General features: G+C 54.8%; 16 protein-coding genes, 4 tRNA genes, 3 rRNA genes and 1 riboswitch. Of the genes, 19 read left to right on the forward strand and 4 right to left on the reverse strand.

Features of this window, described 5'->3' with window-relative positions:
* Nucleotides 1-59 precede the first annotated feature (59 nt).
* Together fabR and PU624_RS04760 are read left to right on the forward strand one after the other, a co-directional pair.
* A complete protein-coding gene (gene fabR, locus PU624_RS04755) occupies nucleotides 60-707 on the forward strand; it encodes an HTH-type transcriptional repressor FabR (RefSeq protein WP_003851200.1) in 648 nt (215 codons plus the stop codon).
* 14 nt (nucleotides 708-721) lie between these two features.
* Nucleotides 722-1,075, forward strand: coding sequence for a YijD family membrane protein (locus PU624_RS04760; protein WP_003851197.1), 354 nt, complete (start codon nucleotides 722-724; stop codon nucleotides 1,073-1,075).
* Nucleotides 1,076-1,115: 40 nt separating this feature from the next.
* Here the strand turns inward: PU624_RS04760 and trmA are convergent, their stop codons facing one another.
* Entirely contained in the window at nucleotides 1,116-2,219 is a 1,104-nt protein-coding gene (gene trmA / locus PU624_RS04765) for a tRNA (uridine(54)-C5)-methyltransferase TrmA (protein WP_008926930.1), read from the reverse strand.
* 110 nt (nucleotides 2,220-2,329) lie between these two features.
* Nucleotides 2,330-2,512, forward strand: a riboswitch (cobalamin riboswitch).
* Between the two features lie 70 nt (nucleotides 2,513-2,582).
* On the opposite strand from trmA, the gene btuB reads away from it, so the two are divergent.
* The 9 genes from btuB (at nucleotide 2,583) to PU624_RS04810 (ending at nucleotide 11,240) form a co-directional block, all read left to right on the forward strand.
* Entirely contained in the window at nucleotides 2,583-4,463 is a 1,881-nt protein-coding gene (gene btuB / locus PU624_RS04770; RefSeq protein WP_283546774.1) for a TonB-dependent vitamin B12 receptor BtuB, read from the forward strand.
* On the forward strand, nucleotides 4,408-5,259 hold the full coding sequence (gene murI, locus PU624_RS04775; protein ID WP_283546775.1) for a glutamate racemase: 852 nt from the start codon (nucleotides 4,408-4,410) through the stop codon (nucleotides 5,257-5,259). The genes btuB and murI overlap by 56 nt, the downstream gene beginning before the upstream one ends.
* 396 nt (nucleotides 5,260-5,655) lie before the next feature.
* Nucleotides 5,656-7,196: ribosomal RNA gene (locus PU624_RS04780) — 16S ribosomal RNA — on the forward strand.
* A 73-nt stretch (nucleotides 7,197-7,269) separates the two neighbouring features.
* Nucleotides 7,270-7,346 (forward strand) — tRNA-Ile (locus PU624_RS04785).
* Between the two features lie 142 nt (nucleotides 7,347-7,488).
* A tRNA-Ala gene (locus tag PU624_RS04790) sits at nucleotides 7,489-7,564 on the forward strand.
* Nucleotides 7,565-7,771: 207 nt separating this feature from the next.
* A 23S ribosomal RNA gene (locus tag PU624_RS04795) occupies nucleotides 7,772-10,682 on the forward strand.
* A gap of 195 nt (nucleotides 10,683-10,877) precedes the next feature.
* Nucleotides 10,878-10,993, forward strand: a 5S ribosomal RNA gene (gene rrf, locus PU624_RS04800).
* The 16S, 23S and 5S rRNA genes sit together here with 4 tRNA genes alongside, the layout of an rRNA operon.
* 87 nt (nucleotides 10,994-11,080) lie before the next feature.
* Nucleotides 11,081-11,157 (forward strand) — tRNA-Asp (locus PU624_RS04805).
* A 7-nt stretch (nucleotides 11,158-11,164) separates the two neighbouring features.
* Nucleotides 11,165-11,240 (forward strand) — tRNA-Trp (locus PU624_RS04810).
* Between the two features lie 109 nt (nucleotides 11,241-11,349).
* Here PU624_RS04810 and hdfR read toward each other — a convergent pair.
* A complete protein-coding gene (gene hdfR / locus PU624_RS04815) occupies nucleotides 11,350-12,183 on the reverse strand; it encodes an HTH-type transcriptional regulator HdfR (RefSeq protein ID WP_283546776.1) in 834 nt (277 codons plus the stop codon).
* 120 nt (nucleotides 12,184-12,303) lie between these two features.
* On the opposite strand from hdfR, the gene PU624_RS04820 reads away from it, so the two are divergent.
* Nucleotides 12,304-12,642, forward strand: a complete 339-nt coding sequence (locus PU624_RS04820; RefSeq protein WP_010253568.1) for a MaoP family protein — start codon at nucleotides 12,304-12,306, stop codon at nucleotides 12,640-12,642.
* A gap of 25 nt (nucleotides 12,643-12,667) precedes the next feature.
* Here the strand turns inward: PU624_RS04820 and PU624_RS04825 are convergent, their stop codons facing one another.
* Nucleotides 12,668-14,188 (reverse strand): YifB family Mg chelatase-like AAA ATPase, encoded by a 1,521-nt coding sequence (locus tag PU624_RS04825; RefSeq protein ID WP_283546777.1) that lies wholly within the window; start codon nucleotides 14,186-14,188, stop codon nucleotides 12,668-12,670.
* Nucleotides 14,189-14,518: 330 nt separating this feature from the next.
* Between PU624_RS04825 and ilvL the strand changes: the two genes are divergently transcribed.
* From ilvL to ilvA, 6 genes are all read left to right on the forward strand, one after another.
* Nucleotides 14,519-14,617 (forward strand): ilv operon leader peptide, encoded by a 99-nt coding sequence (gene ilvL / locus PU624_RS04830; RefSeq protein WP_072101316.1) that lies wholly within the window; start codon nucleotides 14,519-14,521, stop codon nucleotides 14,615-14,617.
* Between the two features lie 150 nt (nucleotides 14,618-14,767).
* Nucleotides 14,768-16,414: an acetolactate synthase 2 catalytic subunit gene (gene ilvG / locus PU624_RS04835; protein ID WP_283546778.1), complete on the forward strand. Its 1,647-nt coding sequence runs from the start codon at nucleotides 14,768-14,770 to the stop codon at nucleotides 16,412-16,414.
* The gene (ilvM, locus tag PU624_RS04840; RefSeq protein WP_283546779.1) at nucleotides 16,411-16,668 is read left to right on the forward strand and encodes an acetolactate synthase 2 small subunit; all 258 of its coding nucleotides are present in this window, start codon (nucleotides 16,411-16,413) and stop codon (nucleotides 16,666-16,668) included. Before ilvG ends, ilvM begins: the two co-directional genes overlap by 4 nt.
* A gap of 18 nt (nucleotides 16,669-16,686) precedes the next feature.
* Nucleotides 16,687-17,616, forward strand: a complete 930-nt coding sequence (locus PU624_RS04845) for a branched-chain amino acid transaminase (protein ID WP_090967023.1) — start codon at nucleotides 16,687-16,689, stop codon at nucleotides 17,614-17,616.
* Nucleotides 17,617-17,678: 62 nt separating this feature from the next.
* Nucleotides 17,679-19,529: a dihydroxy-acid dehydratase gene (ilvD, locus tag PU624_RS04850; protein ID WP_090967022.1), complete on the forward strand. Its 1,851-nt coding sequence runs from the start codon at nucleotides 17,679-17,681 to the stop codon at nucleotides 19,527-19,529.
* 2 nt (nucleotides 19,530-19,531) lie between these two features.
* Entirely contained in the window at nucleotides 19,532-21,079 is a 1,548-nt protein-coding gene (gene ilvA / locus PU624_RS04855; RefSeq protein ID WP_283546780.1) for a threonine ammonia-lyase, biosynthetic, read from the forward strand.
* Here ilvA and ilvY read toward each other — a convergent pair whose 3' ends face one another.
* Entirely contained in the window at nucleotides 21,080-21,961 is an 882-nt protein-coding gene (gene ilvY, locus PU624_RS04860; RefSeq protein ID WP_008926355.1) for an HTH-type transcriptional activator IlvY, read from the reverse strand.
* A 162-nt stretch (nucleotides 21,962-22,123) separates the two neighbouring features.
* On the opposite strand from ilvY, the gene ilvC reads away from it, so the two are divergent.
* A complete protein-coding gene (gene ilvC, locus PU624_RS04865; RefSeq protein WP_010253551.1) occupies nucleotides 22,124-23,599 on the forward strand; it encodes a ketol-acid reductoisomerase in 1,476 nt (491 codons plus the stop codon).
* Nucleotides 23,600-24,042: the final 443 nt, after the last annotated feature.

Below are 24,042 nucleotides of genomic sequence, written 5' to 3' on the forward strand. Positions count from 1 at the left end.
AATCTGTACGCTGAAAATTTTGTTATAGTGCCCTCTCAACACCGCTAAAGGCAGAGAGAATGGGCGTCAGAGCGCAACAAAAAGAACGTACACGACGTACACTGATTGAAGCAGCTTTCAGTCAGCTCAGCGCCGAGCGCAGTTTTGCCAGTCTGAGTTTGCGGGAAGTAGCCCGTGAAGCAGGCATCGCACCCACCTCCTTTTATCGGCATTTTAAGGATGTTGATGAGCTTGGCCTGACGATGGTGGACGAAAGCGGGCTGATGCTGCGACAGCTGATGCGTCAGGCGCGCCAGCGTATCGCCAAAGGCGGCAGCATCATTAAGACGTCGGTGTCGACCTTTATGGAGTTCATCGGCAACAACCCCAACGCTTTCCGCCTGTTACTGCGTGAACGTTCCGGCACCTCTGCCGCTTTCCGTGCCGCCGTGGCGCGTGAAATTCAGCACTTTATCGCTGAACTGGCTGATTATCTTGAGGTCGAAAATCGCATGCCGCGCAGTTTTACCGAAGCGCAGGCTGAAGCGATGGTGACTATTGTCTTCAGCGCCGGTGCAGAAGCACTGGATGTTGATGCTGAGCAGCGACGTAAGCTTGAGGATCGGCTGGTGTTACAGCTGCGTATGATCGCCAAAGGCGCTTATTACTGGTACCGCCGTGAGCAGGAACGACTGGCGGTCACCCTGGAAAAACCCGAAGAGCAATGAGTAAGGATCAGTCCATGACCCACCCAGGTACCCGCGATAAAAGCACTCTGGCACTGGCTTTTATTACCGGCTTAGCGATTAACGGCTCGTTTTCAGTGCTGTTCAGCGCCTTTGTTCCCTTTTCGATTTTTCCGCTGATTGCGCTGGGTCTGGCGGCCTGGTGTCTGCATCAGCGTTATCTCAACACCAATATGCCGGACGGCATGCCAGGACTCGCGGCCGCGTTTTTCCTGCTGGGGATTCTGGTTTATAGCGCGCTGGTGCGGGCAGAATACCCGGACATTGGCTCCAACTTTGTTCCCACCGTTCTGATGGTGGCGCTGGTGTTCTGGATTGCGACGCGGTTTAAGCGCAAGCGTAATCAGTAGGGATTAAAGAAAACGGGAACCTCAGGGTTCCCGTTTTTGTTTACGCTTTACGCGTCAGCAGAACGCCGCATTCCATATGATGGGTGTAGGGGAACTGATCAAACAGCGCCAGACGCGTCACGTCGTGCGTTTCTGACAGCGTCTGCAGATTGTCGCTCAGGGTCTGCGGGTTACAGGAGATGTAAAGGATGCGCGGGTACGCCTGCACCATCTTCACGGTCTCTTCATCCAGGCCGCTGCGTGGTGGGTCGACAAAAATTGTCTCGCATTCGTAGCTGGTCAGGTCAATCCCTTCCAGACGATTGAAGCTGCGCACGCCATTCATCGCCTGAGTAAATTCTTCCGCCGCCATACGAATGATCTGCACGTTATCAATCTGGTTCACGGCAATGTTGTACTGCGCTGACGCAACAGAAGGCTTGGCGATCTCAGTCGCCAGAACGCGGCGGAAGTTACGCGCCAGCGCCAGCGAGAAGTTGCCATTACCGCAGTAGAGTTCCAGCAGGTCACCCTGTGAATCCTGCGTCACATCCAGCGCCCACTCCAGCATCTGAATATTCATCGCCGCGTTAGGCTGGGTAAAACTGTTTTCGACCTGACGATAGATAATCTCGCGACCCGCCACCGGCAGACACTCATCCACATAGTCACGATCCAGACAGATTTTGGTTTTGGTCGCACGGCCAATCAGCTGCACATCCAGACCTTCCGCACGCAACTGATCACGCAGCGCGGCGGCTGCCTGCTGCCACTCATCATCCAGCTTGCGGTGATAGAGCAGTGAAATCACAATCTGATTGCTCATGGTCGACAGATAGTCGATCTGGAACAGTTTATGACGCAGGGTGCGGTTATCACGGATCGCGGCGATCATCTTTGGCATCAGTTGGTTGATCAGCTGACTGGCCGCCGGGAACTGATCAACTCTGATCCGCTCGCGTGTCTGCTGATCAAAAATGATGTGATAAATATCATCGCCGTCGTGCCACAGGCGGAATTCGGCGCGCATCCGATAGTGGCTGACCGGCGAACGGAACACCTCCACGTCGGGCGCAGCAAAAGGTGTCATCATCGTCTCTAAACGACTGACTTTTTCCGCCAGCTGTGCGTCATAGTCTTCAATGGGGAGATGTTCGGGTGTCATGAGCAATCCTGATTAATAGCTTACCAGCGGGCGATTGTAGGCATTCACTTGCTGATGTCCAGTCCCACAGCGAGAAGATGTTTGGCTGTCTGGACTTCCGTATCCCCACTCCGTAGACTGCAGACGCCGGCCTCAAGCCCGAGTTAATAGGGAATCCAGTGTGAATCTGGAGCTGACGCGCAGCGGTAAGGAATGTCGTGATGAGTGCAATTGCAGACACTGTCTTGTGGGATGGGAAGTCATCATCACTTATGGTTCCCAGCCCGAAGACCTGCCGGTGTAACGTCGCTACTCGTACAATCATCGCGTGCTATTGATTGGCGGCCTGCGGCATCCTGCTTCGTCTTATGGATGCGATTAAAAATGACAAAAAAAACGGCTTCGCTGTTCGCTCTGAGCGCAACGGCGATTTCTCTCTGGGCGCAATACGGTTTTGCGCAGGGGAATGATGATACGCAAATAGTTACCGCCAACCGTTTTGCTGAACCTGTTTCCGGGGTGCTGGCGCCCACCACCGTCGTCACGCGTGATGAAATCGATCGCTGGCAGGCCAAAAGCCTGACGGATGTGATGCGCCGTCTGCCGGGTGTCGATGTCGCGCAAAGTGGCGGATTAGGGCAGCAGAGTTCGCTGTTTATTCGGGGCACCGAATCCAGACATGTACTGATCCTGATTGATGGTATCCGGCTTAATCAGGCGGGTATCACCGGTTCGTCGGACCTCAGCCAGATCCCACTGTCGCTGGTGCAGCGTATCGAATATATCCGCGGCGCACGTTCTGCGGTCTACGGTTCCGATGCGATTGGCGGCGTGGTGAATATCATTACGGGTCGATCGCAACCGGGCACTACGCTGACGGCGGGCATGGGGTCCAACGGCTATCAATCGTATGACGGATCAACCCAGCAGATGCTGGGCGACGCGACAAAGCTTACCCTGGCTGGCAACTACACATACACCAAAGGGTATGACGTGGTGGCGGGCTTTCCCAATGATTATGGCCCGGCGCAGCACGATCGCGACGGCTTCATGAGCAAAACCCTGTATGGCAACCTTGAGCATCAGTTCAGCGATGAGCTCAGTGGTTTTGTGCGCGGGTATGGGTTTGATAACCGCACCGCCTATGACGGGTCATACACTTATGATGACAGCTTCACTAATATCATCGGCCTGGCTGATACCCGTCAGCTCTACAGCCAGACCTGGGACACCGGGTTACGCTTCAACCGCGACTTTTACTCTACCCAACTCATCGCCAGTTATGGCCATACCAAAGACATTAACTACGATCCGCGCAATGGCCGCTACGGCGCCGCGTCGACCTTTGATGATGTCACTCAGTACAATCTGCAGTGGGGCAACACCGTGCAGGTGGGGCAGGGCGCGATCAGTGCGGGTGTCGACTGGCAGAAAGAGACGACTGAGCCAGGCACAGGGACTTTGTCAGATGGCTATGAACAGCGTAATACCGGCCTCTACCTGACCGGGCAGCAGCAGTTTGGCAGCGTCACCCTTGAAGGTGCGGTACGCGGTGATGACAATAATCAGTTCGGCTGGCATAACACCTGGCAGACGGCGGCCTCATGGGAGTTTATTTCTGGTTACCGCACGTTTGCCTCTTATGGCACGGCCTTCAAAGCGCCAAATCTTTCGCAGCTTTATAGCTCCAGCTACGGTAATCGCGATCTCGACCCCGAAAAAAGTAAGCAGTGGGAAGGCGGTTTTGAAGGGCTGAGCGGGCCGGTGAACTGGCGCGTGTCGGGCTATCGCAACGACATCGATAATCTCATTGATAACGATCCGCAGACCTTCCGCTACTTCAACATCAAGCAGGCGCGTATTAAAGGCGTTGAAGCCACAGCAGGATTCGATACCGGGCCGCTGACGCATCAGCTCTCATATGATTATGTCGACGCGCGGGATGGCAGTACCGATCAGCCACTCATTCGCCGGGCTAAGCAGCAGGTGAAGTATCAGCTCGACTGGACGCTGTATGAGTTTGACTGGTCCGTGACATATCACTATCTGGGTGACCGTTATGATACTGACTTCAACAGCACGCCCAGCCGTAGCGTGAAGTTAGGTGGCGTCAGCCTGTGGGATCTCGCCGTCTCATATCCTGTCACTTCACAACTCACGGTTCGTGGTAGAATTGCCAACCTGTTCGATAAAGATTACGAGACAGTGTATGGCTATCAGACTCCAGGACGAGAGTATTACCTCAGCGGCAGCTACAACTTCTGATTTGCGTCCCACCGTGCTGGTGTTTGATTCCGGCGTCGGTGGGCTTTCTGTCTATGATGAGGTCCGTCAGCTGTTGCCGGATCTTCATTATCTCTATGCCTTCGATAACGCTGGCTTCCCCTACGGCGAGAAAAGCGAAACCTTCATCGTGGAACGGGTGGTCGCCATCGTTGAAGCTATTACCCGGCGCTATCCTCTCTCGTTAGTCATCATCGCCTGCAATACGGCCAGCACGGTTTCATTGCCCGCTTTACGTGAACGCTTTGTGTTTCCTGTTGTGGGTGTGGTTCCGGCGATTAAACCGGCTGCGCGCCTGACGCGTAATGGTGTGGTCGGGCTACTGGCGACGCGGGCGACAGTGCGCCGTCCTTATACCCATGAGCTGGTGGTGCAGTTTGCCGGTTCCTGCAACATTGAGATGCTGGGATCAGCGGAGCTGGTGGAACTGGCCGAAGCGAAGCTGCACGGTGCGGAGGTTGCACTGGATGAGGTGCGCCGTATTGTTCAGCCCTGGCTGCGGATGGCTGAACCACCGGATACGGTCGTTTTAGGCTGTACACATTTTCCTTTACTGCGCGAAGAGCTGCAGCAGGTGTTACCTGAAGGGACGCGTCTGATTGATTCCGGTGCGGCAATTGCACGACGCACTGCCTGGATGCTGGAGCATGAAGCACCTGAAGTAAATTCTTCGCAACAGAATGTCGCATTCTGTACGGAGCTGGATGGCGAAGCGGGTCAATTATCACCCGTTTTACAGCGTTATGGCTTCCCGTTGCTTGAAAAACTGCCGCTTTAGGGGCTTTTAGCTGAAAAAAGAAGCACTCGGAATTTTATTTCAAATTAGAACTTGTCAGCCTCCGAGAACTCCCTATAATGCGCCTCCACTGACACGGCACAACGGCTTACGAAGCGCCGGGTTGAGTAGGTTCGAAATCATACGAACCAGTGAGTTAAGCGAAAATAAATGCTTGACTGACAATGCGGAAAGCGTAATATACGCAGCCCGCGCCGCAGTAAATCGCGGCATGCTCTTTAACAATTTATCAGACAATCTGTGTGGGCACTCGCAGGATTGATATCAGCGTCTCCGGACGTAAAAAAAATATCAAGCCTCACGAGTGAACACATAATGAAATTCATTATGACGTTTTACAGATGAGCACCGCTTAACTTGTTTAAGCAAATCAAACTTAAATTGAAGAGTTTGATCATGGCTCAGATTGAACGCTGGCGGCAGGCCTAACACATGCAAGTCGGACGGTAGCACAGAGAGCTTGCTCTTGGGTGACGAGTGGCGGACGGGTGAGTAATGTCTGGGGATCTGCCCGATAGAGGGGGATAACCACTGGAAACGGTGGCTAATACCGCATAACGTCGCAAGACCAAAGAGGGGGACCTTCGGGCCTCTCACTATCGGATGAACCCAGATGGGATTAGCTAGTAGGCGGGGTAATGGCCCACCTAGGCGACGATCCCTAGCTGGTCTGAGAGGATGACCAGCCACACTGGAACTGAGACACGGTCCAGACTCCTACGGGAGGCAGCAGTGGGGAATATTGCACAATGGGCGCAAGCCTGATGCAGCCATGCCGCGTGTATGAAGAAGGCCTTCGGGTTGTAAAGTACTTTCAGCGGGGAGGAAGGCGACGGGGTTAATAACCCTGTCGATTGACGTTACCCGCAGAAGAAGCACCGGCTAACTCCGTGCCAGCAGCCGCGGTAATACGGAGGGTGCAAGCGTTAATCGGAATTACTGGGCGTAAAGCGCACGCAGGCGGTCTGTTAAGTCAGATGTGAAATCCCCGGGCTTAACCTGGGAACTGCATTTGAAACTGGCAGGCTTGAGTCTTGTAGAGGGGGGTAGAATTCCAGGTGTAGCGGTGAAATGCGTAGAGATCTGGAGGAATACCGGTGGCGAAGGCGGCCCCCTGGACAAAGACTGACGCTCAGGTGCGAAAGCGTGGGGAGCAAACAGGATTAGATACCCTGGTAGTCCACGCCGTAAACGATGTCGACTTGGAGGTTGTTCCCTTGAGGAGTGGCTTCCGGAGCTAACGCGTTAAGTCGACCGCCTGGGGAGTACGGCCGCAAGGTTAAAACTCAAATGAATTGACGGGGGCCCGCACAAGCGGTGGAGCATGTGGTTTAATTCGATGCAACGCGAAGAACCTTACCTACTCTTGACATCCAGCGAACTTGGCAGAGATGCCTTGGTGCCTTCGGGAACGCTGAGACAGGTGCTGCATGGCTGTCGTCAGCTCGTGTTGTGAAATGTTGGGTTAAGTCCCGCAACGAGCGCAACCCTTATCCTTTGTTGCCAGCGAGTCATGTCGGGAACTCAAAGGAGACTGCCGGTGATAAACCGGAGGAAGGTGGGGATGACGTCAAGTCATCATGGCCCTTACGAGTAGGGCTACACACGTGCTACAATGGCGCATACAAAGAGAAGCGACCTCGCGAGAGCAAGCGGACCTCACAAAGTGCGTCGTAGTCCGGATCGGAGTCTGCAACTCGACTCCGTGAAGTCGGAATCGCTAGTAATCGTGGATCAGAATGCCACGGTGAATACGTTCCCGGGCCTTGTACACACCGCCCGTCACACCATGGGAGTGGGTTGCAAAAGAAGTAGGTAGCTTAACCTTCGGGAGGGCGCTTACCACTTTGTGATTCATGACTGGGGTGAAGTCGTAACAAGGTAACCGTAGGGGAACCTGCGGTTGGATCACCTCCTTACCTGAAGATACCTTCCCGCGCAGTGTCCACACAGATTGTCTGATAAAAAGTAACGAGCAGAAAAAACCTCTACAGGCTTGTAGCTCAGGTGGTTAGAGCGCACCCCTGATAAGGGTGAGGTCGGTGGTTCAAGTCCACTCAGGCCTACCAAATTCGCACTCACGCTGCGTTATGTTCCCGGCTTGCATAGTTCACTATGCTTCGCGGAAACATGCCTTGCCTGAGCACGAATTACATTTCTCACGAAGTGTACTCGGTTGAGTGGTAGTAGTGGTCTCTGCAGTAACTGTATGGGGCTATAGCTCAGCTGGGAGAGCGCCTGCCTTGCACGCAGGAGGTCAGCGGTTCGATCCCGCTTAGCTCCACCATACCGTTTATCTGTTTTTTCTGAATACTTCAGAGCGTACCGGCAACGGTGTGCTGCGAAGTATTATGCTCTTTAACAATCCGGAACAAGCTGAAAATTGAAACGACATGTCGTTTTCATTCTCCGTAATAAGAATGAAAAACACGACATGTTCGAGTCTCTCAAATGCTTGCAATTCGCAGCGTTGTAAAACGCCTGTGGGTTGTGAGGTTAAGCGACTAAGCGTACACGGTGGATGCCCAGGCAGTCAGAGGCGATGAAGGACGTGCTAATCTGCGTAAAGCGACGGTAAGGTGATATGAACCGCTACAGCCGTCGATGTCCGAATGGGGAAACCCGGTGCACTCTGTGCATCATTGCAGCATGAATACATAGTGCTGCAAGGCGAACCGGGGGAACTGAAACATCTAAGTACCCCGAGGAAAAGAAATCAACCGAGATTCCCCCAGTAGCGGCGAGCGAACGGGGAGCAGCCCAGAGCCTGAATCAGCTTGTGTGTTAGTGGAAGCGTCTGGAAAGTCGCAGGGTACAGGGTGATACTCCCGTACACAAAAACACACATGCTGTGAGCTCGATGAGTAAGGCGGGACACGTGGTATCCTGTCTGAATATGGGGGGACCATCCTCCAAGGCTAAATACTCCTGACTGACCGATAGTGAACCAGTACCGTGAGGGAAAGGCGAAAAGAACCCCGGCGAGGGGAGTGAAACAGAACCTGAAACCGTGTACGTACAAGCAGTGGGAGCCTTGATTTATCAGGGTGACTGCGTACCTTTTGTATAATGGGTCAGCGACTTATATTCTGTAGCAAGGTTAACCGTATAGGGGAGCCGCAGGGAAACCGAGTCTTAACTGGGCGTTAAGTTGCAGGGTATAGACCCGAAACCCGGTGATCTAGCCATGGGCAGGTTGAAGGTTGGGTAACACTAACTGGAGGACCGAACCGACTAATGTTGAAAAATTAGCGGATGACCTGTGGCTGGGGGTGAAAGGCCAATCAAACCGGGAGATAGCTGGTTCTCCCCGAAAGCTATTTAGGTAGCGCCTCGTGAACTCATCTTCGGGGGTAGAGCACTGTTTCGGCTAGGGGGCCATCCCGGCTTACCAACCCGATGCAAACTGCGAATACCGAAGAATGTTATCACGGGAGACACACGGCGGGTGCTAACGTCCGTCGTGAAGAGGGAAACAACCCAGACCGCCAGCTAAGGTCCCAAAGTCATGGTTAAGTGGGAAACGATGTGGGAAGGCACAGACAGCCAGGATGTTGGCTTAGAAGCAGCCATCATTTAAAGAAAGCGTAATAGCTCACTGGTCGAGTCGGCCTGCGCGGAAGATGTAACGGGGCTAAACCATGCACCGAAGCTGCGGCAGCGACGCTTAGGCGTTGTTGGGTAGGGGAGCGTTCTGTAAGCCGTCGAAGGTGGCCTGTGAGGGCTGCTGGAGGTATCAGAAGTGCGAATGCTGACATAAGTAACGATAAAGCGGGTGAAAAGCCCGCTCGCCGGAAGACCAAGGGTTCCTGTTCAACGTTAATCGGAGCAGGGTGAGTCGACCCCTAAGGCGAGGCCGAAAGGCGTAGTCGATGGGAAACAGGTTAATATTCCTGTACTCGGTGTTACTGCGAAGGGGGGACGGAGAAGGCTATATCAGCCGGGCGACGGTTGTCCCGGTTTAAGCGTGTAGGCGGAGAGTTTAGGTAAATCCGGACTCTTGTTAACGCTGAGGCGTGACGACGAGGCACTACGGTGCTGAAGTGATAAATGCCCAGCTTCCAGGAAAAGCCTCTAAGCATCAGGTAACACAGAATCGTACCCCAAACCGACACAGGTGGTCAGGTAGAGAATACCAAGGCGCTTGAGAGAACTCGGGTGAAGGAACTAGGCAAAATGGTGCCGTAACTTCGGGAGAAGGCACGCTGGCGCGTAGGTGGAGGGACTTGCTCCCCGAGCTGAAGCCAGTCGAAGATACCAGCTGGCTGCAACTGTTTATTAAAAACACAGCACTGTGCAAACACGAAAGTGGACGTATACGGTGTGACGCCTGCCCGGTGCCGGAAGGTTAATTGATGGGGTTATCCGCAAGGAGAAGCTCTTGATCGAAGCCCCGGTAAACGGCGGCCGTAACTATAACGGTCCTAAGGTAGCGAAATTCCTTGTCGGGTAAGTTCCGACCTGCACGAATGGCGTAATGATGGCCAGGCTGTCTCCACCCGAGACTCAGTGAAATTGAACTCGCTGTGAAGATGCAGTGTACCCGCGGCAAGACGGAAAGACCCCGTGAACCTTTACTACAGCTTGACACTGAACATTGAGCCTTGATGTGTAGGATAGGTGGGAGGCTTTGAAGCGCGGACGCCAGTTCGCGTGGAGCCAACCTTGAAATACCACCCTTTAATGTTTGATGTTCTAACGTAGGCCCGTAATCCGGGCTGCGGACAGTGTCTGGTGGGTAGTTTGACTGGGGCGGTCTCCTCCTAAAGAGTAACGGAGGAGCACGAAGGTCAGCTAATCACGGTCGGACATCGTGAGGTTAGTGCAATGGCATAAGCTGGCTTGACTGCGAGAGTGACGGCTCGAGCAGGTGCGAAAGCAGGTCATAGTGATCCGGTGGTTCTGAATGGAAGGGCCATCGCTCAACGGATAAAAGGTACTCCGGGGATAACAGGCTGATACCGCCCAAGAGTTCATATCGACGGCGGTGTTTGGCACCTCGATGTCGGCTCATCACATCCTGGGGCTGAAGTAGGTCCCAAGGGTACGGCTGTTCGCCGTTTAAAGTGGTACGCGAGCTGGGTTTAGAACGTCGTGAGACAGTTCGGTCCCTATCTGCCGTGGGCGCTGGAGAATTGAGGGGGGTTGCTCCTAGTACGAGAGGACCGGAGTGAACGCACCACTGGTGTTCGGGTTGTCATGCCAATGGCATTGCCCGGTAGCTAAGTGCGGAAAAGATAAGTGCTGAAAGCATCTAAGCACGAAACTTGCCCCGAGATGAGTTCTCCCTGACTCCTTTGAGAGTCCTGAAGGGACGTTGAAGACTACGACGTTGATAGGCCGGGTGTGTAAGCGCAGCGATGCGTTGAGCTAACCGGTACTAATGACCCGTGAGGCTTAACCTTACAACGCCAGAGGCGTTTTTGAGAGACACGATTTTCAGCTTGTGACGGATAAAATTAGCGGAAACGAAAGATTCTGTGCTGATGCAAGGCGGCCAGTGCCGCAGCGGAAGGAGCATACTGAAGTATGTGACTGAGGCTGCAAGCGCAGGTAACGCAGGAGCAGCGCAGAAGATTCGTTTCGTGCACCAAGATTTGCCTGGCGGCTGTAGCGCGGTGGTCCCACCTGACCCCATGCCGAACTCAGAAGTGAAACGCCGTAGCGCCGATGGTAGTGTGGGGTCTCCCCATGCGAGAGTAGGGAACTGCCAGGCATCAAATTCGTTCCTTTTCCCCTGACAAGGAAAGCAACAGGAACAGACGGCTCTCAGCCAGTTGCTGAGAGCTGTGAAAGAATCGGTGGAGCGGTAGTTCAGTTGGTTAGAATACCTGCCTGTCACGCAGGGGGTCGCGGGTTCGAGCCCCGTCCGTTCCGCCACCCTATTAGGGGCGTAGTTCAATTGGTAGAGCACCGGTCTCCAAAACCGGGTGTTGGGGGTTCGAGTCCCTCCGCCCCTGCCAGAAAACGATCCTTTGCTTCGGCAAAGGATTTTTTTTGCCTTTAAAAAAGCAAAAAAGAAAAACCAGCTAACTCTAACTGGCCTCTGATCTTCCCTCTTTGCCTGCAAATTCAGCTATTTTGCCTGACCAGAATCGGGAACTTAAGCAACTGACGGATATGTGCCTGCTGATCGCTGTTCTGCAACCAGACAGCATAGAGCGGACGAACGGCGATGGGCGTATCCGGAATCATCATCAACTCACTGTAAACACTCTGCCAGAAATCCGGCAGGAACGCGCACGCTCCGGTTGTGTGAAGGAGTTCACGGGTGACATGCGCCGATGTCGTGGACAGTACCGGCACATCATCAGCCCCGGAGAGATAGCTCTGATGCTGATGAAAATCTGCTCCCCACTCCAGCTTAATGTAATCATATTTTTCACGCTTTTCGCTCTGCCGTGCGCAGAACAGCGCCAGTGAAATATGACCAATCTGCTGGCTGGTTAACTCATCCATCTTCGGCGCTTCCGTGGTGATCAACAGATCCAGCTGGCGCTCATGAAGTTGTTTAACCAGCAGATGCCGCTGTGCCACGCGCGCTTCTAAATGCAGGCTCTCCCGATTCTCATACAGCGTCTGTAGCCATGGCGTCAGATAAGCCTCCCACAGGGATGCACTGGCACCTATCGAAAGCTCATGGTGCTGCTGAGTGTGAGAAACCTCCTTCTTCGCCATCATCCACGTGCTCATCAGGCTTTCAGCATAGGGAAGCAGTCGCTCTCCGGCCGCCGTCAGACGTATGTTATTGCGATGCCGTGTAAAAAGGTTAACGCCAAGCTGATTCTCTAACTGACGGATGCGAAAACTGACAGCAGATTGCGTGAGGTAAAGGGCTTCTGCAGCACGCCCGAAATGACGTGTTCTGCTCACTTCCAGGAAAGTTTTCAGTAATTCCGTATCCACAGCGTTCTCCCAAAAAATGTTTGTCGTATAGATTTAAATGTTTTGTTTTACACTCTGTCAAGCCTATCTAATACTCCGCGCCATTAACAGCACGGCATTAGAAAATCAGGAGCGTGTAACATGGCGGAAAGCTTCTCAACAGAGAATCGTTTCTTTGATAACAAACATTACCCGCGTGGTTTCTCACGCCACGGTGACTTTACTATTAAAGAAGCTCAGCTTCTTGAACGCCACGGTTTCGCTTTTAATGAGCTGGATTTATCAAAGCGTGAGCCTGCAACCGAAGAAGAACGTTTGTTTATTGAAGTGTGTCGTGGCGTGCGTGAGCCGCAAACGGAAGCTGAACGTGTATGGTCCAAGTATATGACCCGTATCAAGCGTCCTAAGCGTTTTCATACGCTGTCTGGCGGTAAACCGCAGATGGACACCGTTGAAGACTTTACCGACAGCGACGATTAACAAAAAAGGGGCGAAAGCCCCTTTTTTATTGCAGGCTGTTATGCAGATGGATCATCAACCGATCAATCGTGCGATAACTGACAGCTTCCTGCAGATGATACCGGCTAATGGCTGTATCCCCCGCCAGATCGGCCACGGTACGTGCCACTTTCAAAATCCGCTGCCATGCCCGTACCGATAAACCCAGTTTCTCCAGCACGGACTCCAGCCACTCCGCATCCTCTTTAGCAGGCTGACACCAGCGCATAATCTCCGCATTGTTTAAGTGCGCATTTATTTTGCCTGCGCGAGCCAGCTGAATCTCCCGCGCTGCAACCACCCGATGACGAACCTGCTCAGACGCTTCCGCTCTGGCGCGCTGACCGCTGAGCATGCCGCTCGGCAGTAGTGGCACTTCCAGAGACAGATCAAAACGATCAAGAAAAGGGCCGGATAGCTTACTGAGATAACGCAATACCTGCTGGGGTGAGCAGCGGTTATGCTGACCCTGATAATGTCCGGTTGGACTGGGATTCATCGCAGCAATCAGCTGAAACCGTGCCGGGTAAGTGACTTTAGCGCGGGTACGTGAAATAGCGATGATGCCCGACTCTAACGGCTCGCGCAGGGAGTCCAGCACCTTGCGATCAAATTCCGGCAGTTCATCCAGAAACAGCACGCCGTTATGTGCCAGGGAGATCTCACCGGGCCGTGGCAGCGATCCGCCCCCAATCAAAGCATAGAGAGAGGCACTGTGATGAGGTGACCTGAAAGGCCGGGTGCGCCACTGTCGGTGCAGGGTACTGCTGTTCACCAGGCTGGCGATTGCCGCGCACTCCAGGGCTTCCTGATCGCTTAACGCAGGCATGATGCCAGGCAGTCGGGTTGCCAGCATGGTTTTACCGGTGCCCGGTGGCCCAATCAGCAACAGGTTATGCCCGCCCGCTGCCGTAATCTCCAGCGCCCGGCGCCCCTGTTCCTGACCAATGATATCTGCGAGATCCTCAGCAGGCGCATCGCCCTGATGCTCAGGATATTGCGCTGCCGGTAACGTGAGTTCATTGCGCAGAAAGGCACACACTTCGCTGAGGTGAGAGGCGATAAGCGACGAGCCCTGACGGATGAGTCCGGCATCACCCTGATTTTCAGCGGAGAGAACCAGCTGCCGCCCAGCCCGAATGGCCACCATGGCCGCAGGAATCGCGCCCTGTACACTGCACAGTGCGCCGTCGAGCGCCAGTTCACCCAGAAACTCATAGTGCGTCAGCTTGTCGGCAGGAAGCTGCTCAGAGGCGACCAGAATAGCGATCGCCATGGGTAAGTCATACCGCCCGCCCTCTTTGGGTAAATCCGCGGGTGCCAGATTGATGGTGACGCGCTTCGCCGGGAAGGTGAAACCGCTGTTGATAATGGCGCTGCGTACCCGCTCACGCGCCTCTTTCACCGTGGTTTCCGGCAGACCCACCAGTGTTAATGCAGGCAGGCCGTTACTGATGTGTGCCTCAATGGTTACCAGCGGGGCTTCCACGCCCAGTGCTGCCCGGGTCAGAACTTTTGACAATGACATACTCGCTCCTTGTTGCCGCCAGTCTGGTGACAGCGTCAAAGGAAAGCGAGGGGAGGATCAGCACTGCTCGAGTTATTGCACAACCCATCAGTGGCTTTTTCATGGCGTATTAAAAGATTGTGCGACTGCGCGCAAATTCACCAAAACATTATTACGTCACTAAAGTGACGAATAATTATCATCATCTAATTATTTCTTTTATTACAAATTGATAGGAGGGGATTTCACGACACGCGCTAAAAAAAGTCTGTAAAAAAAGTTGTGCGATGCCCCCTGACTATGATAACTCTGTAGGCATTACTTCGAACACGAAAAAGAATTGAACAACACATGAAAGCCCTTCTACAAGTGATTAGCCTGGTCGTGATTAGCGTGGTGGTGGTTATTAACCTACCGTGCGGGGCAACGCTTGGAGAAAGAAAGGCTTAAAAATCAAGCCTCGAATCCGAAAAAACCCCCGCACCGAAAGGTCCGGGGGTTTTTTTTCGACCCGAGGAAATATCAGCAAATCCACAAGGAACAAACAATGAACAGTAGCATAAAATTCTGTTGTTCCGGTCAGGACACAGGAGAATAGCGATGACAGGTGCACAGTGGGTAGTTCAGGCTTTACGCGCGCAGGGTGTGGATACCGTATTTGGTTACCCTGGCGGCGCAATCATGCCGGTATACGACGCGCTCTACGACGGCGGCGTGGAACACCTACTGTGTCGTCACGAGCAGGGCGCTGTAATGGCGGCAATCGGATATGCCCGTTCAACCGGCAAAACCGGCGTCTGTATCGCCACTTCCGGTCCTGGCGCGACTAACCTGATCACCGGTCTGGCGGATGCGATGATGGATTCGGTTCCGGTGGTTGCGGTAACGGGTCAGGTCACCTCGGCCTTCATCGGCACCGATGCTTTCCAGGAAATCGACGTACTGGGACTTTCGCTGGCCTGTACCAAGCACAGCTTTCTGGTTGAATCGCTGGATGAGCTCCCCGCTATCATGGCGGAAGCCTTTGCGCTGGCGCAGTCGGGCCGTCCGGGTCCAGTACTGGTTGATATCCCGAAAGATATTCAGATTGCGCAGGGTGAGCCCGCACCGCATCTGGTTCCGGTAGAAGAGGGCGGCGCGCTGCCACATCAGGCGATTCACGAAGCTCGTACACTGATGGCGCAGGCCAGAAAGCCGATGCTTTACGTTGGCGGTGGTGTTGGCCTGGCACAGGCTGTTCCGGCACTGCGTGCGCTGGCAGAAGAGTCCGGTATTCCGGCCGTGGCGACCTTAAAGGGGCTGGGCAGTGTGGCCCCGCAAAGTGACGTTTACCTTGGCATGCTGGGAATGCACGGCACCAAAGCCGCCAATCTGGCCGTACAGGCGTGTGACCTGCTGATCGCGGTCGGTGCCCGTTTCGACGACCGCGTGACCGGCAAACTGGATACCTTTGCACCGCATGCCAGCGTGATTCATCTCGACATCGATCCCGCTGAGTTAAACAAATTACGTCGCGCACATGTCTCGCTGCAGGGCGATCTCAACGAACTGCTGCCCGCCCTGAGTCAGCCTCTGCATATTGACGCCTGGCGTGATGAAGTCAAAGCCCTTAAAGCCAGTCACCCATGGCGCTACGACCATCCAGGCGACGCGATCTACGCACCGCTGTTGCTGAAGCAACTTTCCGATCGCAAACCGGCGAATACCGTGGTCACCACCGACGTCGGTCAGCATCAGATGTGGACGGCGCAACACATGGCATTCAGCGCACCGGAGAATTTCATCACCTCCAGTGGCCTGGGCACCATGGGCTTTGGCTTACCGGCTGCCATCGGCGCGCAGGTTGCACGACCGGACGATACGGTTATCTGTGTCTCGGGCGATGGCTCCATCATGATGAACATCCAGGAGCTGGGCACCATCAAGCGCGGCAAGCTGCCGGTCAAAATCGTACTGATGGATAACCAGCGTCTGGGTATGGTGCGCCAATGGCAGCAGCTCTTTTTTGACGGTCGCTACAGCGAAACCAATCTGTCCGACAATCCCGATTTCCTCACGCTGGCCAGGGCGTTCAACATCCCCGGCCAGCGCATTACCCGTAAAGATCAGGTCGACGCCGCCCTTGATGCTCTGCTGAACAGCGAAGGTCCTTACTTCCTGCATGTTGCGATAGATGAGCATGAAAACGTCTGGCCACTGGTACCGCCGGGTGCCAGCAATGCAAACATGATGGAGAAAACCGTATGAACCAGCATCAATTGTCTATCGAAGCCCGTTTCCGCCCTGAAATATTAGAGCGCATTTTACGCGTCGTGCGTCACCGCGGTTTTCAGGTCTGTTCTATGAACATGGCCTCAGTCGCCAACGCAGAAAACATTAATATTGAAATGACCGTTGCCAGCCAGCGCTCCGTCGATTTACTGTCTTCGCAGTTAAGTAAATTGATCGACGTTGCATGCGTTCAGATTCACCAACAGACAACACAACAAATCCGCGCGTAGCCGCGAGAGGGAATAACAATGAGCACGAAGAAAGCAGACTTTATTTGGTTCAATGGCGAGATGGTTAAGTGGGAAGATGCGAAGGTCAGCGTCATGTCCCACGCGTTGCACTACGGTACGTCGGTATTTGAAGGCGTGCGCTGCTACGACTCTCACAAAGGACCGGTTGTGTTCCGTCATCGTGAACACATGCAACGTCTGCACGACTCCGCAAAAATCTATCGCTTCCCGATCAAAAGCAGCGTTGATGAGCTGATGGAAGCGTGCCGCGAAGTCATCCGCGTGAACAAACTGAAAAGTGCTTATATCCGTCCGCTGGCCTTTGTTGGCGATGTGGGCCTGGGCGTAAATCCGCCAGATGGTTTCACTACCGACGTGATCATTGCGGCATTCCCGTGGGGCGCCTACCTGGGCGCTGAAGCGCTGGAGAACGGCATCGATGCTATGGTCTCCTCATGGAACCGCGTGGCGCCAAACACCCTGCCAACCGCCGCTAAAGCGGGTGGTAACTACCTCTCCTCACTGCTGGTGGGCAGCGAAGCCCGTCGTCACGGCTATCAGGAAGGTATCGCACTGGATACCAATGGCCTGATCTCCGAAGGTGCAGGCGAAAACCTGTTTGAAGTTAAAGATGGCGTGCTCTATACCCCGCCATTTACCTCTTCGGCACTGCCGGGCATCACCCGCGATGCCATCATCACGCTGGCACGTGATATGGGCATTGAAGTGCGTGAGCAGACCCTGTCGCGTGAATCTCTCTACCTGGCTGACGAAGTCTTTATGTCCGGTACCGCCGCAGAAATCACTCCGGTGCGCAGCGTTGACCGCATTCAGGTTGGCGAAGGCAAGCGTGGCCCGGTGACCAAACGCATCCAGGAGGCCTTCTTTGGCCTGTTCACCGGCGAAACCGAAGACAAATGGGGCTGGTTAGATCCGGTTAACCCATAATCAGATACAGCGCGGGCGTCATCTGACGTCCGCGAGCTTATTCTTACTGGAGTAAATAGAGCATGCCTAAGTACCGTTCCGCCACTACCACCCACGGCCGCAACATGGCGGGTGCCCGTGCCTTATGGCGCGCGACAGGAATGACCGACGACGATTTCGGCAAGCCGATTATCGCTGTGGTTAACTCATTCACCCAATTTGTCCCTGGCCACGTTCACCTCCGCGACCTGGGTAAACTCGTCGCTGAGCAGATTGAAGCGGCGGGTGGTGTGGCTAAAGAGTTCAACACCATCGCGGTGGATGACGGTATTGCCATGGGTCATGGCGGCATGCTGTATTCACTGCCTTCGCGCGAGCTGATTGCTGACTCGGTCGAGTACATGGTCAACGCGCACTGCGCCGACGCTATGGTCTGCATCTCCAACTGCGACAAAATCACCCCAGGAATGCTGATGGCGTCACTGCGCCTCAATATCCCGGTGATCTTCGTTTCAGGCGGACCGATGGAAGCGGGTAAAACCAAGCTTTCTGACAAGATCATCAAGCTGGATCTGGTCGATGCGATGATTCAGGGTGCCAACCCGAACGTCAGCGATGCCGACAGCGATCAGATCGAACGCTCTGCCTGTCCGACCTGCGGCTCCTGCTCCGGCATGTTCACCGCCAACTCGATGAACTGCCTGACCGAAGCACTCGGCCTGTCGCAGCCTGGCAACGGTTCACTGCTGGCCACGCACGCCGATCGCAAAGAGCTGTTCATCAATGCCGGTAAGCGCATTGTCAGTCTGACCAAGCGCTACTACGAGCAGGATGACGTCAACATGCTGCCGCGTAACATCGCGAACAAGGCGGCTTTCGAGAACGCCATGATGCTCGATATCGCCATGGGCGGTTCCACCAACACCGTACTGCACCTGCTGGCGGCAGCACAGGAAGGCGATATCGACTTCAATATCTCCGACATCGATCGCCTGTCACGTAAAGTGCCTCAGCTTTGTAAAGTCGCGCCGAGTACCCCGAAATACCACATGGAAGATGTGCATCGCGCGGGTGGCGTTTTCGCGATTCTGGGCGAGCTGGATCGCGCAGGTCTGTTCGACAGCAGTGCCCGTAACATCCTGCAGCAGACGATGCGTGAAACGCTGGATCAGTACGACATCATGCTGACCAAAGATCAGGCGGTTAAAGATATGTTCCGCGCGGGCCCGGCGGGCATCCGTACCACCCAGGCATTCTCACAGAACTGCCGCTGGGACACGCTGGATGATGACCGTGCCGAAGGCTGTATTCGTACTCGCGAAAACGCGTACTCGCAGGATGGCGGTCTGGCCGTGCTATACGGCAACATCGCCGAAGATGGCTGTATCGTTAAAACGGCGGGCGTAGACAAAGAGATCCTGACCTTCACCGGTCCGGCCAAAGTCTATGAAAGCCAGGATGACGCGGTAGAAGCGATTCTGGGCGGCAAAGTGGTGGCAGGCGACGTGGTCGTCATCCGCTACGAAGGACCAAAAGGCGGACCGGGCATGCAGGAAATGCTCTATCCGACCACTTATCTGAAATCGATGGGCCTGGGCAAAAGCTGCGCGCTGATCACTGACGGTCGTTTCTCCGGCGGGACGTCGGGCCTCTCTATCGGCCACGCTTCGCCTGAAGCGGCCAACGGCGGCACCATTGCGCTGGTCAAAGATGGCGACACCATCGAAATCGATATCCCTAACCGCGGCATCAAACTCGCCGTACCGGATAACGAACTGCATGCGCGCCGTGAAGAGCAGCAGGCACGTGGCGATGCGGCGTATACGCCAGTCAATCGTCAGCGTGAAGTCTCCTTTGCGCTGCGTGCTTACGCATTACTCGCGACCAGTGCTGATAAAGGCGCTGTCCGCGATAAGAGCAAGCTGGGAGGCTAAAAATGGCCGAGTCTCAACCGCTACCTGACGCGCCTGGCGGCGCCGAGTATTTGCGCGCAGTACTGCGTTCACCGGTGTATGAAGTAGCACAGGTGACGCCGCTGCAGGTTATGGAAAAAATTTCAGCGCGTCTCGGCAACACCGTTCTGGTGAAGCGGGAAGATCGCCAGCCGGTGCACAGTTTCAAGGTGCGCGGAGCGTACGCGATGATTGCCGGTCTGAACGAGGAGCAGAAAGCGCGCGGCGTGGTGACGGCGTCAGCCGGTAATCATGCGCAGGGCGTGGCGCTCTCCGCGACTAAGCTGGGCATCAAGTCACTGATCGTGATGCCGCTGGCGACAGCAGACATCAAGGTTGATGCAGTGCGCGCATTTGGCGGTGAGGCTTTCCTGTTTGGCGCCAACTTTGACGAGGCGAAAGCTAAAGCGATAGAACTCGCTGAACAGCGCGGCTATACCTTCGTGCCGCCGTTTGACCATCCGGCTGTGATTGCCGGACAGGGCACGCTGGCGATGGAGCTGCTGCAGCAGGATGCGCACCTCGACCGGGTCTTTGTCCCGGTGGGTGGCGGCGGTCTGGCCGCGGGCGTCGCGGTGCTGATCAAGCAGCTGATGCCGCAAATCAAAGTGATTGCGGTGGAGTCCGAAGATTCAGCCTGTCTGAAAGCCGCGCTGGAAGCGGGTCATCCGGTCGATCTGCCACGCGTCGGGCTGTTTGCCGAAGGCGTCGCGGTCAAACGGATTGGCAGCGAAACCTTCCGGCTCTGTCAGGCCTACATCGATGACATCATCACTGTCGACAGCGATGCGATTTGCGCTGCGATGAAAGATCTGTTTGAAGATGTTCGTGCTGTGGCGGAACCGTCGGGTGCGCTGGCGCTGGCGGGCATGAAAAAGTATATCCAGCAGCACGAGATCAAGGGCGAGCGGCTGGCGCATGTCTTATCCGGGGCCAACGTCAATTTCCACGGTCTGCGTTACGTCTCTGAGCGTTGCGAGCTGGGCGAACAGCGTGAAGCGCTGCTGGCTGTCACCATCCCGGAACAGCAGGGCAGCTTCCTGCGTTTCTGCCAGACGCTGGGCGGACGTTCCATCACCGAGTTCAACTACCGCTACGCGGATGCGGACAAAGCCTGCATCTTTGTTGGCGTTCGTCTGACCCGTGGTGTGGAAGAGCGCAGCGAGATCATCAGCGAACTCACCAGCGGCGGTTATCAGGTGGTCGATCTCTCAGATGATGAGATGGCGAAACTGCACGTGCGTTACATGGTGGGCGGACGTCCCTCCAAGCCGCTGCGTGAACGGCTCTTCAGCTTTGAATTCCCGGAAGCTCCAGGCGCATTGCTGAAGTTCCTGCAGACGCTGGGCACCCACTGGAATATCTCGCTGTTTCATTACCGCAGCCACGGCACCGACTACGGTCGTGTACTGGCAGCTTTTGAACTGGGCAGCGATGAGCCACGTTTTGAGGAGCATCTTACCGATCTGGGTTACGACTTTCATGATGAAAGCCAGAACCCGGCGTTCCGCTTCTTCCTGTCAGGCAACTGATTACAGCTGGCTCCAGAAAGCACTGATCAGCGGCTCTCCGAGCCGCTTTTTTTGCACGCAGATCCCGAGTTCGAACGGCGCAACCGAGTCAATATTCTCCAGCAACAGCACGCGGTTCCGCACCGGGTCCGGGCTGTTCTCCAGCACCACATCTGGCAGCAGGGCGATACCGCAACCCAGCGCCACCATCGAGACAATCGCTTCATGCCCCGACACCGTGGCGTAAATCACCGGGTTCGGAATGCGCTGGCGGCGGAACCAGAGATCGATACGCCGCCGTGCGGGTCCCTGCACCGGCAGGATAAACGGAATTTTTGACCAGTCGGGTTGCGGCTGTGTGGCCTGAGTGCGAACGGCACAGGGTAGTGCAGGCGCAATCAGCACCAGCGGAATCAGTCCCAGTGGCATAAAATCAATGCTGGCGGGCAGGGTTTCAGGCCGTCCGGCAATCGCTAAATCGGCATCGCCGGAGTGCACTTTTTCCACCGCATCCGCAGCATCGCCGGTATCCAGTTTGATTTCGACCTGCGGATGTTCCGCGCGAAAGCGGTCCAGGATAGGTGGCAGATGACTGTAGGCCGCCGTCACAGAACAGAACAGCCGCAGTTCGCCGCTGAGTGACGGGCCGTTAAGATCCATCACATGGCGCAGTTGCTGATATTGCAACAGCGTCTGCTGGGCAAACTGGCGCAGGCGTTCGCCCGCTTCCGTTAGCGTCACGGTGCGGTTATCACGCAGAAACAGCGCATGGCCGACATCTTCTTCAAGCCGCTGGATCTGGCGTGACAGCGTGGAAGGGCTGACGTGCATAGCACGCGCAGTGCGCCCGAAGTGGCAGCTTTCTGCCAGATGAAGAAACAGTTTCAGATCCCGTAAATCCATGTGCGCGTCGCCTCTGGGTGGTGTTGCATTTATTGCAATGTGACGTTGTTAATATATCAATTTAAGCAACAGAATTCCTGTCATATGATGGGGTCATTCGCGGCGCTGCATGATTCGCCGTTCCTGAACAAAAAAAGCAAACACAACCTTACCGGAGTACCCATGGCTAACTATTTCAACACATTGAACCTGCGCAACCAGCTGGCGCAATTAGGCAAATGTCGTTTCATGGCGCGTGATGAATTCGCGGATGGTGCCAGTTTCCTGAAAGGCAAAAAAGTCGTTATCGTTGGCTGTGGTGCGCAGGGCCTGAACCAGGGCCTGAACATGCGTGATTCCGGTCTGGATGTTGCTTATGCACTGCGTGCCGAAGCGATTGCGGAGAAACGCCCTTCATGGCGCAAAGCGACCGATAACGGTTTCAAAGTGGGTACTTACGAAGAACTGATCCCGCAGGCTGACCTGGTGGTTAACCTGACGCCAGACAAGCAGCACTCCGCTGTAGTTCAGGCTGTTCAGCCGCTGATGAAAGATGGCGCTGCGCTGGGCTACTCACACGGTTTCAATATCGTTGAAGTGGGCGAAAGCATCCGTAAAGACATCACTGTCGTGATGGTGGCGCCGAAGTGTCCGGGTACTGAAGTGCGTGAAGAGTACAAACGTGGCTTTGGTGTTCCGACGCTGATCGCGGTTCATCCGGAAAACGATCCAAAAGGCGAAGGCATGGCGATTGCTAAAGCCTGGGCAGCAGCGACCGGCGGCGATCGTGCTGGCGTGCTGGAATCTTCCTTCGTTGCAGAAGTGAAATCTGACCTGATGGGTGAGCAGACCATTCTGTGTGGCATGTTGCAGGCGGGTTCACTGCTCTGCTTCGACAAGCTGGTGGCTGAAGGTACTGACCCGGCTTACGCAGAAAAACTGATTCAGTTCGGCTGGGAAACCATCACCGAGTCACTGAAGTTTGGTGGCATCACTCTGATGATGGATCGTCTCTCTAACCCGGCGAAACTGCGCGCTTATGCGCTGTCAGAGCAACTGAAAACCATCATGGCGCCGCTGTTCCAGAAGCACATGGATGACATCATCTCCGGTGAATTCTCTTCCGGCATGATGGCTGACTGGGCGAATGATGATAAAAACCTGCTGACCTGGCGTGAAGAGACCGGCCAGACCGCCTTCGAAACTGCCTCACAGTATGAAGGCAAAATCGAAGAGCAGGAGTACTACGACAAAGGTGTTGTGATGGTTGCGATGGTTAAAGCGGGCGTTGAGCTGGCGTTTGAAACCATGGTAGACGCCGGCATCATTGAAGAGTCTGCTTACTACGAATCACTGCATGAACTGCCGCTGATTGCGAACACCATCGCACGTAAGCGTCTGTATGAAATGAACGTGGTTATCTCTGATACCGCTGAATATGGTAACTACCTGTTCTCCTTCGCGGCGGTGCCGCTGCTGAAAGAGTTCATGACCACACTGCAGCCAGGCGATCTGGGTAAAGCGGTTGAAGGCACGCAGGTCGACAACGCGCAGCTGCGTGACGTCAACGAAGCCGTTCGCCAGCACCCGATTGAAACCGTTGGCCGCAAACTGCGTGGCTACATGACCGACATGAAGCGTATCGCTGTCGCAGGCTAATAACCGGCAACACAGTTTTCAGCAAAACAAACCCCGGCTTGCCGGGGTTTTTTGTTTGTGAACATTGCCTGAGCAGTTCACTGGTGGGACTGTGCCTGCATTGCCTGCATTGCCTGCATTGCCTGCATTGCCTGCATTGCTGTAAGACCGTGCCTGCACAGGGAACACGGTCAGATCGGAAAGACGCAAAACCCGCCATCCCTGGCATGCTCTGCCCGCGCCGTCCCTGGCGCGGGACGCTTTCCTCTTCTGCCCATGTTACCTGTGCCATCAGGCTTCTTAGTTGCTGTAAGAATTACCCCGCCTCAGGTTTTATACATTTAAACGCGAGTCAGCATTTCCGAACAGACAACTAATGCACTTAAAGCGATGGGAGCATACGCCTGTAGCAAAGCATCGCGCCGCCCGAATAAAAACGCCGGGAGCGTTTTTGAACAACGCAA

This window comes from Pantoea sp. Lij88 (assembly GCF_030062155.1).
Lineage (GTDB): Bacteria > Pseudomonadota > Gammaproteobacteria > Enterobacterales > Enterobacteriaceae > Pantoea.